9 protein-coding genes and 1 riboswitch are annotated in these 12610 nt (G+C 68.6%); of the genes, 3 read left to right on the forward strand and 6 right to left on the reverse strand.

Annotated features, from left to right (window positions below):
• Nucleotides 1-1855 (reverse strand): phosphomethylpyrimidine synthase ThiC (gene thiC / locus ACFOJE_RS14735; RefSeq protein ID WP_377815197.1); only part of this gene is annotated, 1855 nt, incomplete at its 3' end.
• A gap of 86 nt (nt 1856-1941) precedes the next feature.
• Nucleotides 1942-2046: riboswitch (TPP riboswitch) on the reverse strand.
• Nucleotides 2047-2092: 46 nt separating this feature from the next.
• Nucleotides 2093-3391: a lipid IV(A) 3-deoxy-D-manno-octulosonic acid transferase gene (gene waaA / locus ACFOJE_RS14740; protein ID WP_377815198.1), complete on the reverse strand. Its 1299-nt coding sequence runs from the start codon at nt 3389-3391 to the stop codon at nt 2093-2095.
• Between the two features lie 252 nt (nt 3392-3643).
• Between waaA and ACFOJE_RS14745 the strand changes: the two genes are divergently transcribed.
• The 3 genes from ACFOJE_RS14745 to ACFOJE_RS14755 all read left to right on the forward strand — a co-directional run bounded on the left by ACFOJE_RS14745 (nt 3644) and on the right by ACFOJE_RS14755 (nt 6619).
• Nucleotides 3644-4819: an NAD(P)/FAD-dependent oxidoreductase gene (locus ACFOJE_RS14745; RefSeq protein ID WP_377815199.1), complete on the forward strand. Its 1176-nt coding sequence runs from the start codon at nt 3644-3646 to the stop codon at nt 4817-4819.
• Nucleotides 4816-5634: an aldo/keto reductase gene (locus ACFOJE_RS14750; RefSeq protein WP_377815200.1), complete on the forward strand. Its 819-nt coding sequence runs from the start codon at nt 4816-4818 to the stop codon at nt 5632-5634. Before ACFOJE_RS14745 ends, ACFOJE_RS14750 begins: the two co-directional genes overlap by 4 nt.
• Nucleotides 5635-5695: 61 nt before the next feature.
• Complete coding sequence (locus ACFOJE_RS14755; protein ID WP_377815201.1) at nt 5696-6619, forward strand: metal ABC transporter ATPase; 924 nt, start codon at nt 5696-5698, stop codon at nt 6617-6619.
• A gap of 81 nt (nt 6620-6700) precedes the next feature.
• Here the strand turns inward: ACFOJE_RS14755 and hldE are convergent, their stop codons facing one another.
• From hldE to ACFOJE_RS14775, 4 genes are all read right to left on the reverse strand, one after another.
• Nucleotides 6701-8122, reverse strand: a complete 1422-nt coding sequence (gene hldE / locus ACFOJE_RS14760) for a bifunctional D-glycero-beta-D-manno-heptose-7-phosphate kinase/D-glycero-beta-D-manno-heptose 1-phosphate adenylyltransferase HldE (RefSeq protein ID WP_377815202.1) — start codon at nt 8120-8122, stop codon at nt 6701-6703.
• Between the two features lie 55 nt (nt 8123-8177).
• A complete protein-coding gene (gene msbA / locus ACFOJE_RS14765) occupies nt 8178-9974 on the reverse strand; it encodes a lipid A export permease/ATP-binding protein MsbA (RefSeq protein ID WP_377815203.1) in 1797 nt (598 codons plus the stop codon).
• Nucleotides 9971-11089, reverse strand: coding sequence for an SdiA-regulated domain-containing protein (locus ACFOJE_RS14770; RefSeq protein WP_377815205.1), 1119 nt, complete (start codon nt 11087-11089; stop codon nt 9971-9973). Before ACFOJE_RS14770 ends, msbA begins: the two co-directional genes overlap by 4 nt.
• A 104-nt stretch (nt 11090-11193) precedes the next feature.
• Entirely contained in the window at nt 11194-12609 is a 1416-nt protein-coding gene (locus ACFOJE_RS14775; RefSeq protein ID WP_377815206.1) for a PIG-L deacetylase family protein, read from the reverse strand.
• Nucleotide 12610 lies beyond the last annotated feature (1 nt).

Raw genomic sequence — 12610 nt, forward strand, 5'->3', positions numbered from 1 at the left:
CACGGAAACGCTCGGCCTGCTCCTTGAAACCGGCCTCGATGGCCTTCTGCTCCTCGGTCAGCCCGTTCTCGGCGGCGTAGTCGCGCACCTCCTGGGTGATCTTCATCGAGCAGAACTTCGGCCCGCACATGGAGCAGAAGTGCGCCACCTTGGCCGATTCCTTGGGCAGGGTCTCGTCGTGGTAGCTGCGCGCGGTGTCCGGGTCGAGGCCGAGGTTGAACTGGTCCTCCCAGCGGAACTCGAAGCGCGCCTTGCTCAGGGCGTTGTCGCGGATCTGCGCACCCGGATGGCCCTTGGCCAGATCGGCGGCGTGGGCGGCGATCTTGTAGGTGATGATGCCGGTCTTCACGTCGTCCTTGTTCGGCAGGCCGAGGTGCTCCTTCGGCGTCACGTAGCAGAGCATGGCGCAGCCGAACCAGCCGATCATCGCCGCGCCGATGCCGGAGGTGATGTGATCGTAGCCGGGAGCGATGTCGGTGGTCAGCGGGCCGAGGGTGTAGAACGGCGCCTCGTCGCAGCACTCCAGCTGCTTGTCCATGTTCTCCTTGATCATCTGCATCGGCACGTGGCCGGGGCCTTCGATCATTGTCTGTACGTCGTGCTTCCAGGCGATCTTGGTCAGCTCGCCGAGGGTTTCCAGTTCGCCGAACTGCGCCGCGTCGTTGGCGTCGGCGATGGAGCCCGGACGCAGGCCGTCGCCCAGCGAGAAGCTGACGTCGTAGGCCTTCATGATTTCGCAGATTTCCTCGAAGTGGGTGTAGAGGAAATTCTCCTGGTGATGCGCCAGGCACCACTTGGCCATGATCGAACCACCGCGCGAGACGATGCCGGTGACGCGCTTGGCGGTCAGCGGCACGTAGCGCAGCAGCACGCCGGCGTGGATGGTGAAGTAGTCCACGCCCTGCTCGGCCTGCTCGATCAGGGTGTCGCGGAACAGCTCCCAGGTTAGGTCCTCGGCGATGCCGCCGACCTTCTCCAGCGCCTGGTAGATCGGCACGGTGCCGATCGGCACCGGCGAGTTGCGGATGATCCACTCGCGGGTCTCGTGGATATGCTTGCCGGTGGACAGGTCCATCACGGTGTCCGAGCCCCAGCGGATGCCCCAGGTCAGCTTGGCCACTTCTTCCTCGATGGAGGAGCCCAGCGCCGAGTTGCCGATGTTGCCGTTGATCTTCACCAGGAAGTTGCGGCCGATGATCATCGGCTCCAACTCGGTGTGGTTGATGTTGGCCGGGATGATGGCGCGGCCGCGGGCCACTTCCTGGCGAACGAACTCGGGGGTGATTTCCTTCGGAATGGACGCGCCGAAGCTGTGGCCCGGATGCTGCTGATCGAGCAGTCCGGCTTCGCGGGCCTCGGCCAGCTTCATGTTCTCGCGGATGGCGACGTATTCCATCTCGGGAGTGACGATGCCCTTCTTGGCGTAGTGCATCTGCGAGACGTTCTGTCCGGCCTTGGCCCGGCGCGGGTTGCGCACGTGGGCGAAGCGCATGGCGGACAGCTCGGGGTCGGACAGGCGACGCTGGCCGAACTCGGACGTCAGCCCGGACAGCAGCTCGGTGTCGCCGCGGTCCTCGATCCAGCGGGAACGCACGTCGGCCAGGCCCTTGCGCACGTCGATCTGCACGTCGGGGTCGGTATAGGGGCCGGAGGTGTCGTAGACGGTGACCGGGGCGTTGATCTCGCCGCCGAAGGCGGTGGGGGTCACGTCCAGGCTGATCTCGCGCATCGGCACGCGGATGTCTGCCCGCGAGCCCTGCACGTAGATCTTCCGGGAACGCGGAAAGGGTTGTACGGACTGCTGGTCGACCTGGGCGGATTCGCTCAGGTTCTTCTGTTGTTCTTTGGCGCTCATCAAGGCACTCCACTTCATCCAGGGCACGGATTGTCGGAGTCGACCTGAGGAAACATGCCGGACGGCATGGAGAAGAACCCGCCGATGGGCGAGGACGTCTTGTTCCCTACGCAGGCATCAACCTGATCAGGTTCAACGGGATCCGGTCTGGACCGATCTCAGCCCCGGCTGGGGCACCCCGACAAGTACCGGCGAAGTCTAATCAAGCCACGCCGATAACTCCAATCAAAGAACCGTTTACCGCCCGGAAATTCGCGGACTCGCCGCCTGCGCCAGCAACCGATCCAGGCCCGCCAGCAGCTGCTCCAAGGCACCCCGGTTGGCCTGCAGTACCGTCAGAGCGGCCCGACCCATGTCACAGGCGCAGGCAGGATCGGCCCACAGCCGCGCGATTTCCGTCGCCAGCGTCGTGGCGTCGCCGGCCTCCCGCAGCGCGCCGGCCTCGCGCAGCCGCGCGGCGATCTCGAGGAAGTTGAACAGGTGCGGCCCGCTGAGCACCGGCTTGCCCAGCGCGGCCGGCTCCAGCAGGTTGTGCCCACCGTTCGGTACCAGGCTGCCGCCGACGAAGGCGCAATCGGCCAGGGCATAGAGAAATTGCAGCTCGCCCATGCTGTCGCCGAGCAGCACCGCGTCCCGGACGCCGACCGCCGTGCCGCCAGAGCGCCGCACGGTGGAGAAGCCCTGCCGGCGGCACAGCTCGAACACGGCATCGAAGCGTTCTGGGTGGCGCGGCACCAGGATCAAGAGCGCCGCGGGAAAGCGCGCCAGCAGCTGCCGATGGGCAGCCAGGACGATCTCGTCCTCGCCGGCATGGGTGCTAGCGGCGATCCACACCGGACGATCCGCCGCGCCCCACTGCACGCGCAGCGCCGCTGCCCGTGCTGGCAGCTCGGGATCGACGGCCAGGTCGAACTTGATCGAGCCGGTCACCGCCACCGTCTCGGGACGTGCGCCCAGGGCGCGGAAGCGCTCCGCCTCGGCGGCCGTCTGCACCGCCAGCCAGCTCAGCTCGGCGAGCATCGGGCCGGTGAGTCCGGGGAAGCGTCCGTAGCCGCGGGCCGAGCGCGCCGACAGCCGGCCGTTGGCCAGCGCCACTGGAATGCCGCGCCGCGCGCACTGGTGCACATGGTTGGGCCACAGCTCGGTTTCCATGATCACCGCCAGGCGTGGCTGCAGCCGGTCGAGAAAGCGTGACGCCGCCCAGGGCAGGTCGTAGGGCAGATAGCAGTGCTGCACGCGGTCGCCGAACAGGGCGCAGAGGCGTTCGGAGCCGGTCGGCGTCATGCAGGTGACGGTGATCGGCAGCTCCGGATGGCGGGCCTGCAAGGCGCGGATCAGCGGCGCGGCGGCGATGCTCTCGCCCACCGACACCGCATGCACCCAGATCCCGCCCGGCCGCAGCGCGGGCAGACCGAGGGCGAAACGCTCGCCGACGCGCCGCCGGTAGGCCGGCGCACGCCGGGCCCGCCAGGCCAGACGCAGGAGGATGAGCGGCAGGGCCAGTTGCAGCAGCAGGCTATAGAGGGTGCGGTTCATGGTGCCGCAGCTTAACAAGCGACCGCTCGGAAGAGCGAACGGATCCGGGGCCGATCCTCCGAAGCGCCACGCAAATGCCACCAAGGACCCGTTGTCACAGGCGCGGCACGATCCCCGGCGATCTGATTGAAATCAATGAATGCGCGCCATTCTCTCTTCTAAGTTCCGCTCATCCGCCGGTTCGCTTGAACCGTCCGGCCGATGCCGGAACTGTGTTTATACTGCGGCCCCCTTTCTTCGACGAGGCACGCCATGTCCCAAGCGCTCAGCACCGACGTCCTGATCGTCGGCGGCGGTATCGCCGGCCTCTGGCTGAATGCCCGCCTGCGCCGTGCCGGCTATGCCACCTTGCTGGCGGAGCGCGCCAGCCTTGGCGGCGGCCAGACCGTCAAGTCCCAGGGCATCATCCATGGCGGGGCCAAGTACGCCCTGCACGGCGCGCTGAGCGGCGCCTCGGAAGCCATCGCCGACATGCCGCGGCGCTGGCGCGCGGCCCTGGCCGGCAGCGGCGAGCTGGACCTCTCCGGCGTGAGTCTGCTGTCCGAGGCCCATTACCTGTGGTCGCCCGGCACCCTGGCGGGCAACCTGGCGGGCTTCTTCGCCAGTAAGGCGGTGCGCTCGCGGGTCGACCCGGTCCGGGGCGATGACCTGCCGGCGGCGCTGCAGCATCCCGCCTTCAAGGGCAGGGTCTATCGTCTGAACGAGCTGGTGGTGGACGTGCCCAGCCTGATCGGGCGCCTCGCCGAGCTAGCCGGCGACGGCCTGCTGGCCGCCCGGGAGATCGTGCCGCTGCACGAGGGCGGCGAGCTCGTCGGCCTGCTCGTCGACGGCCGAGCGATCCGCGCCCGGCGCATCGTCCTCTGCGCCGGCCAGGGCAACGCCGGGCTGCTGGCCGCCCTCGGTCTGGACCGACCAGCCATGCAGACCCGCCCGCTGCACATGGTCATGCTCGCGGCCCCGACCTTGAAGCCGCTCTACGCCCACTGCCTGGGCGGCGGGCCGAAACCTCGCCTCACCGTGACCAGCCACCCTGCCGCCGACGGCCAGTGGGTCTGGTACCTGGGCGGCGAACTGGCCGAGGCCGAGGGCGTGGCCCGCGACGCCTCGCAGCAGATCGCACAGGCCCGCCGGGAACTGGGCGAACTGCTGCCCTGGGTCGATCTCGGCGAAGCGCGCTGGGCGACCCTGCGGGTGGATCGTGCCGAGCCGGCGCAATCCGGCCTGACGCGCCCGGACAACGCCTTCCTCGCCGAACAGGGGCGCCTGCTGGTCGGCTGGCCGACCAAGCTGGCCCTGGCCCCGGACCTGGCCGACCGGGTCTTCGCCAACCTGGAGCGCGATGCCATCCGCCCGTCCGGGCAACCGCCCCTGCCCGACCTGCCGCGCCCGCCGCGGGCGCTTCCGGCCTGGGAGGAGCTGCTGCAATGACCGTCGCCACCCTGCACGGACTCGAACGCCCGCTGGGCAGCAGCGGCCTGCTGGTCTCGCCGCTGGGCCTGGGCACCGTCAAGCTGGGCCGCGATCAGGGCGTGAAGTACCCCGCCAGCTTTCGCATCCCCGACGACGACGAAGCCCGCCGGCTGCTCGCCCTGGCCCGGGATCTGGGCATCAACCTGATCGACACCGCGCCGGCCTACGGCGTCAGCGAGGAGCGGCTCGGTCCGCTGCTGCGCGGCCAGCGCGACGCCTGGGTGATCGTCAGCAAGGTGGGCGAGGAATTCGAGAACGGCCGGTCGCGCTTCGACTTCTCGCCGCAGCACACGCGGCTATCCGTCGAGCGCAGCCTGAAGCGCCTGGAAACCGACCGCATCGACCTGATCTTGGTGCACTCGGACGGCAACGATGTGGCCATCCTGCGCGACAGCGGGGTCTACCAGACCCTGGCCGAACTCAAGCGCGAGGGCAAGATCGGGGCCTTCGGCCTTTCCGGCAAGACCGTCGAGGGCGGGCTGCTGGCTCTCGAAGAGGGGGACTGCGCGATGATCACGCTGAATCTCGGCGAACGGAGCGAACTGCCGGTGGCCGACTACGCCGCCGCCCACGGCAAGGGCATCCTGATCAAGAAGGCACTGGCCAGCGGCCACGCCTGTCTGCAGCCCGGCGACGATCCCGTGCGCGCCAGTTTCGAGCTGCTGTTCCGACACCCCGGAATCGGCAGCGCAATCATAGGAACCGTTAGTCCGAAACACCTGTCTCAGAATGTTTCGACAGCCGCAACTGTCATACGACTAAAGTCATACTAGGTTCCCTGTCGTCAACCACAAGAAGAGCCGCTTGCTCGGCCGATTACCGCAAGGAGCCGCTATGTCGACTATCCTTTCCCATCGCAATCCCAGCGTTTTCAAGACACTTCCCCTGTTCGTCGAGGCCTCCCCGGAAGGCCTGAGCTACCAGAGCCTGGGCCGCCCGCTGAACTTCAGCCAGATGCAGGAGCGGCGCCGTCCGGTGGAAGTGAACGACCACCGGCGCTTCGCCCTGGAACTGGCCAACCTGGGGGTATCCGTGCAACTGACCCTGACCTGGCAGGGCCGTGACTATTGGCTGCTGGTACGCCAGCAGCGGAAGGATCGGGGCGACGAGGTGCTCAAACTGATCTCCGGCTACGTGCCGGCCCATGAACTCAGCATTCCGCTGCTCGCGGCGATCCAGGAAATCGCCGAGGAATGCCTGCTGAAGATCCCCGAGTGCTGGCTGACCGGACGTTTCGGCGATACCTGGCTGCCGACGCCCTACGAGAACGTGCTGCACTATTGCGACGACACCACTTTCCAGCTGAGCCCGCAGTCCGGCGCGGCCCTGCCGGTCTATTGCGGCAACATGCCACTGCTGGAGCGCCCGCGCGCCTACGTGCATCTGCCCACGGCCTCGCTGCAGCTGGTCTACGACCTGCGCATGGACCTGCCGGAGAAGGCCCAGTCGCTCAGCCTGCTGCATGCCGACGAGAGCCTGCAGAACGGCGCCCTGGTCACCCGTCTCGACCAGGCCAATCCGGATCTCTACCTGCTGGCCCTCGACCAGGACCTCCCCACCGACGAGCTCTACATCCTGCAGCACGGCGATCTGCAACCGGTCGACACCAGCGGCGTCTGGCTGGCCGAAAGCTTCGCCCCGCAGCAGGGCTGGGTGGTACGCGAGGACCGGATCAGCTGGCAGGACTGGCAGGCGTCACTGGCGACGGAAACGGGCATTGCCGGAAACGCCCGGCAACCCAGCCGGGCCCGGGGCTGAGTTCGCCCCCGGCCCGCCGCCCCTCCCGACAGGCTCGACAAGGCCGTTGAGCCCCCAGGCGGAGCCTGCAAGGCACGCGTTTCACTTCTGGCGAATTTTCTCGACGATGGCCGTGGTGGAGCTGTCCTCCACCAGTCCCAGCACCCGCACTTCGCCACCGTAGGCCTCGACGATCGGCGCGCCGACCACCTGGTCGATAGCGTAATCGCCGCCCTTGACCAGCACGTCCGGCTTGATCAGCTCGATCAGGCTTTCCGGGGTGTCCTCGCCGAAGCAAACCACCCAGTCCACCGCGCCGAGGCCGGCGAGCACGGCCATGCGCCGCTCCACCGCGTTGATCGGCCGGCCCGGCCCCTTCAGGCGGCTGACCGAGGCATCGTCGTTGACCGCCACGATCAGCCGATCGCCCAGGGCGCGGGCCTGCTCCAGATAGGTCACGTGGCCGGCGTGGAGGATGTCGAAACAGCCGTTGGTGAAGACGATCTTCTCGCCGTGGGCGCGGGCGTCGTCGACGGCCAGCAGCAGCTGTTCGAGGCCCAGCACGCCGCGCTCCGAGCCCTCCTCGCGCTGTACCGCCCGGCGCAGCTCGGGGGCGCTGATCGCCGCGGTACCCAGCTTGCCGACCACGATGCCGGCGGCCAGGTTGGCCAGCGCCACGGCCTGGGGCAGCTCCTCGCCGGCGGCCAGGGCCGCGGCCAACGTGGAGATCACGGTATCGCCGGCGCCGGTGACGTCGAACACCTCGCGCGCCCGCGCCGGCAGGTGCAGCGCCGGCTGTCCGGGGCGCAGCAGGGTCATGCCGTGCTCGCCGCGGGTCACCAGCAGGCCCCCCAGGTCCAGCTCGGCCATCATCCGCGCGCCCTTGGCCACCAGCTCGCCCTCGTCCGCGCAATTGCCGACGATCGCCTCGAACTCTCCCAGGTTCGGCGTGATCAGGCTGGCACCGCGGTAGATGGAGAAGTCCCGGCCCTTGGGGTCGGCCAGCACCGGGATGCCCCGGGCGCGCGCCGCCTGGATCAAGACTTGATGGTTCCGCAGCGCCCCCTTGCCGTAATCGGAGAGGACCAGCACCTTGATGCCCTCGAGCCGGTTCTCCACCTCGCTCGCCAGGGCCTGCGCATCGACGCTGAACGGCTGCTCGAAATCCATCCGCAGCAGTTGCTGGTGGCGGCTCAGGACCCGCAGCTTGACGATGGTCGGCTGGCCCTCGATGCGCTGGAAATGCACCGTCACGCCGGCCGAGGCCAGGCTCCGGGCCAGGCTGTCGGCCTCGTCGTCCGCCCCGGTCACTCCGACCAGAGTCGCCGCGGCCCCCAGCGCGGCGATGTTGAGCGCGACGTTGGCCGCCCCGCCGGGACGGTCCTCCCTGTGCTCGACCTTGACCACCGGCACCGGTGCCTCCGGGGAGATCCGCGAAGCGGCTCCATGCCAGTAGCGATCGAGCATGACGTCGCCGACCACCAGCACGGGGGCCTGATCGAAACGGGGCATGGTCAACTTCATGGGGACTCCGCAAGCGGCCGGGGAATGGGCCAGAGCATACCAGCAGGGTTCGTCGTCACGTGATCTCGGCGCCCTTTTCTTCGAGCCCCATGGCGTACAGACGCGCGTAGTGGCCGTTCAGTGCCAGCAGCTCGGCATGGCTGCCGCGCTCGACGATCCGGCCCGCCTCCATCACCAGGATCAGGTCGGCCCTCTCGATGGTCGACAGCCGATGGGCGATCACCAGGGTGGTGCGCCCGCGCATGAGCCGCTCCAGCGCCGCCTGGATATGCCGCTCCGACTCGGTATCGAGGGCCGAGGTGGCCTCGTCGAGAATCAGCAGCGGCGCGTCCTTGAGCAAGGCCCGGGCGATCGCCAGGCGCTGGCGCTGGCCGCCGGAAAGCGTCACGCCGTTCTCCCCGACCTCGGTATCCAGGCCCCGGAGCAGCCGGTCGATGAACTCCCGGGCATAGGCCGCCTCCGCCGCCCGCTCGATCGCCTCGCGCGGGGCGCCGGCGAGGTCGCCGTAGGCGATGTTGTTGGCCACGGTGTCGTTGAACAGGGTCACCTGCTGGCTCACCAGGGCGATGTGCCGCCGCAGGTCTAGCAGGCGGTAATCCTCGATCTCGACGCCATCGAGGAGGATCTGCCCGGTCTCGTGGTGATAGAAACGGGGGATCAGGCTGGCCAGGGTCGACTTGCCGCTGCCGGAACGGCCGACCAGGGCGACCATCTGGCCGGGCTCGGCGGTGAAGCTGATGTCGCTGAGCACCGGGCTGTCGCTGCCGGGATAGCGGAAGGTCAGGCCGCGCACCTCCAAACGACCGCTGACCCGGTCGCGCATGACAGTGCCGCGGTCGTCTTCCGGCTCCTCGTCGAGCTGCTCGAAGATGCTCTCCGCCCCGGCCAGCCCCTTCTGGACGGTCGAGCTGACCTCCGAGAGCTGGCGGATCGGCTTCGGCAGCAGCCCCGCCGCCGTGATGTAGGCGATCAGATCGCCCGCCGTGGCGTCGCCACGCAGGTACAGCACCAGGAACATCAGGGTCGCCATGGCGCTGTAGATCACCAGTTGCAGGAGCGGCGTGTAGATCGCCGCGGTCTTGGTCATGTGCAGCTGCTTGCGGGTGTTGTCGGCGCTGGCCGCGCGGAAGCGCTCCGCCTCGTAGCGCTCGCCGCCGAAGCTGCGCACCACTCGGTAGCCCTGGATGGTCTCCGAGGCCACGTGGGTGACGTCGCCCATGGCCACCTGGATCTTCTTGCTCTGCTTGCGGAATTTCCGGCTGGCCCGGCTGACCATGACGGCGATCAGCGGCAGGATCGCCAGCATCACCAGGGTCAGCTTCCAGTTCATCCACAGCAGGTAGGCGAACAGGAACACCACCGTCAGCCCCTCGCGGATCACCACCTTGATCGCTTCGGTCGCCGCTCCGGTGACCATGGTCACGTTGAAGGTGATCCGCGAGATCAGGTGCCCGGAGTTGTGCTGGTCGAAGTAGCGGTTGGGCAGCCGCAGCAGGCTGTCGAACAACGCCACCCGCAGATCGTGCACCAGCCCCAGGGAGACCTTGGCCAGGCAATAGTTGCCGAGAAACGAGCCCAGCCCCTGCCAAGCGCAGATCGCGACGATCAGCAGGGGAACCGCCTGCAGCAGCTGCAGGTCGCGCAGATAGGGCAACTGGGGAAAGAGCACCGCCCTAGGATCACTCAGCCCGTCGACGAAGTACTTGAGAATCCCCGCCAGCATCGGCTGGGTGGAGGCGAAGATCATGTAGCCGAGGATGCTCAGGGCGAAACGGCCGCTGTAGGGCCGCACATAGCCGAGCAGGCGGAGGTATATCTTCAGGCTGGAAGGCGCCGCAGGCGTGCCGGTCATGGGGATATCGCGCGGTGAAAGGCCGGGGAATATAGCACAGGACCTTCGCCCGCCCGGCCAGCCCCGCCAAGCCGGAAAGGCACATTTGCGGACGTCCGCCCGGAAGCGTGAAGCGGCGCAGCCTTCGAGCCGGTCTCGCTCAGTGGGGAAGGTGCCGCTTTCTTCTGGAAGGCATAGAACAGATTCGGCTCGCTCACCACATAGAGATTGCCCGCCCCGTCCAGCGTCACCCCTTCCGCCTGCGGGGCGCTCTCTTGCAGCTCCGACAGGTAGCGGCGCAAGGAGCGGAAACTGACGAAGTTGCCGTTGCCGTCCAGCTCGACGAGCAGCTTCGACTCATCGCTCAGCAGCAGCAGGTGGCCGGTCCGCGGATCCTGGACGACGTCGGAGAGATCCTTGGCGAACACGCTGCGCTCGATCCAGGCGGTCAGATCCCGAACGCTCAGTTGCAGGAAGCCGTCGAACGAGCGCCCCGCCCCGTCGAGCTCGAACAGCTGGCGCGGTCCCGCCTCCTTGACGACGAACAGGCGGTCGTGCAGCCGGTCGTAGGCGACGCCCTCGAAACCCTGGTTGCGCTCCTGCAGGTTGATGCCCAGGGCGATGAAGGGCGAATCCCCGACATCGATGGCCTCCCCGTTTCCCGGAGCCGGCAGGCGGACCAGCCGCAGCCGCTGCGCCCGCTCCTCGCTCAGCAACAGGCGGCCGTCGCCCATGTAGGCCAGACCCTCCACGTCCTCGAAACCGCGCAGGCGATGGCGCTCGAGCACCTCGCCGGTCTTGCTGAGCACGAACAGCTCCGGCGGGCCGGCGTTGGTCACCGCCAGCAGACGGTCCAGATCGTAGTCGTAGGTGATGCCGGACAGATCGCCGCGGATGCCGGCAACAGGCTTGGCCTCGACGACTACCCGATAGTCGGGCAGGCCGATGTCCCCGACGGAGGCCGACGGGGACGGGCTGGAGAGCCGGCCGAGGGTGTAGGCGTAGAGTTGCGGGGGCCAGTAGAAAATCGCGCTCGCCGCGCCCGCTAGCACGAGCAGCAGCGCCGGTATAGCTGCTCGCCGGAGCGACCGTCCGCGCCCGGACGACCGCTGCGTGGTGGCCTGGGTATCTGTCATCGCGTTTCGCTTCCTTGCGAAGGTGACGGAAAGCGCTCCCGGCGCGACGTACGGCGGAGCTCGCGCGGGACGCCCTGAAGAAGACTGGCCGGGCGCGCAGGAGTTCAGCGCCGCAGCAGGCGGACCCAGAACAGTTCGTGCCGGCGCACCGTCTTGCGGAAGAACTCGTTCTCGCCGGTATCCGGCCAGCGCCGGCCGGCCAGTAGGCGCTGAACCCAGCGCCGCAGCCGCTTCTTGAACGGCAACGGTGCCTGCAGGTCGTGCTGCATGGCCAGGGCTTGGGCCTTGTCAAGCTGGGTCGCCGGGTCCAGCAGCGGACTCCACAGACCATCGGCGGGCAAGGCCTCGATGCAGGGCGGCAGGGCGACGCCGGCACCGGCCGGCCCCATGGGCCAGCGGTCGTTGTCGTGCAGATGATTGGCGTAGAGCAGCAGCAGCTCGGGTTTCCAGGCGCTCATTTGCACAGCCTGCTCCAGCGCCCGGGTGGCGTGCACGTGGTCGGGGTGCGGATCGAGCTGCGGGTGCGGAGCGACCAGCACCTCGGGGCGGAAGTGCTCGATCAGGGCCGCCAGATCGGCCAGCAGATTGTTCCAGCTGGGCACGCCGTCCGCATCGGCCGGCAGGCGCAGCGGATTGAACCGACGCGCATCGCGCACGTCGCATTCGCCGGACTCCCGCGAGCCGACGGCCCGGTCCGGCTCCGCGCTCATCGCCGGCAACTGCAGGCAGTAATAGCCCAACTGCACGCAGCGGCTGGCCGGCACGCCGCCCCAGAGCGGCACGGCCATACTGTCCCAGGTGCGCAGGCGGCCCTTCAGGCGTGCCGCCGCGGCCCCATCCAGACCGAGCCGGCGGTAGTGCCCGGCCTCGATCTCGCCCCGGGTCAGGGTGACGATGGCCACTTCGGCGGCCCGGCTGTAGAGGCCGAAGGCGGCCAGCTCGGCGTCGTCGGCATGGGGCGCGACGATCAGCAGGCGCCGCGCCGCGTAGTCCGGGTTGGCGAAGGCATGCAGGATCGCCTCGCCGGCCAGGCGGCAGTAGCGTCCGCGCAAGCGCAGACGGCCGCCGCGCAGCGCCGCGCCCTGTCCGGAGAGGTTGAGATAGCGTCGGCCGTCGACGCCGCGCTCCAGGTCCTGGCGATCGCAGCCCTCGCCCTCGATCAGCACCTGCGGATCGAGCCAGCGCCCCAGCCAGGTGGCACGGACCCGCAGTTCGAGGATCAGGGTCTCGGCCTCCGCCGGCAGGCTTCCCCCAACGATCCGCAGGCCCTGGGCGCCGAGCGCCACCGGCAGGCTGAGATGGCCGTCCGGGAAAGCGTACCGGTAGTCGTCCCGCGGCGAATAGAACAGGTGGTCGGCGAACCAGGCCTCATGGGCCAGCCAGCCGAGCGCCAGGGCCAGCGGCACGCTCCACCAGGGCGCCAGCGCGCCGAGGAGCGCCAGTCCGGCGAGTCCCGCCAGCAGCGCCAGGCGCTTCCAGCGCCGGTGCCGTTTCAGCAGCCGTTGCTTGCGTTCGCTCATG

This window comes from Azotobacter bryophylli, from assembly GCF_042643485.1.
In the GTDB taxonomy this organism is placed as follows: domain Bacteria; phylum Pseudomonadota; class Gammaproteobacteria; order Pseudomonadales; family Pseudomonadaceae; genus Azotobacter; species Azotobacter bryophylli.

Bases quoted from the DNA above. Each gene is read 5' to 3' on its own strand.
- waaA (WP_377815198.1), bottom strand. From the start codon at position 3,391: ATGAACCGCACCCTCTATAGCCTGCTGCTGCAACTGGCCCTGCCGCTC.
- ACFOJE_RS14745 (WP_377815199.1), top strand. From the start codon at position 3,644: ATGTCCCAAGCGCTCAGCACCGACGTCCTGATCGTCGGCGGCGGTATC.
- ACFOJE_RS14750 (WP_377815200.1), top strand. From the start codon at position 4,816: ATGACCGTCGCCACCCTGCACGGACTCGAACGCCCGCTGGGCAGCAGC.
- ACFOJE_RS14755 (WP_377815201.1), top strand. From the start codon at position 5,696: ATGTCGACTATCCTTTCCCATCGCAATCCCAGCGTTTTCAAGACACTT.
- hldE (WP_377815202.1), bottom strand. From the start codon at position 8,122: ATGAAGTTGACCATGCCCCGTTTCGATCAGGCCCCCGTGCTGGTGGTC.
- msbA (WP_377815203.1), bottom strand. From the start codon at position 9,974: ATGACCGGCACGCCTGCGGCGCCTTCCAGCCTGAAGATATACCTCCGC.
- ACFOJE_RS14770 (WP_377815205.1), bottom strand. From the start codon at position 11,089: ATGACAGATACCCAGGCCACCACGCAGCGGTCGTCCGGGCGCGGACGG.
- ACFOJE_RS14775 (WP_377815206.1), bottom strand. From the start codon at position 12,609: ATGAGCGAACGCAAGCAACGGCTGCTGAAACGGCACCGGCGCTGGAAG.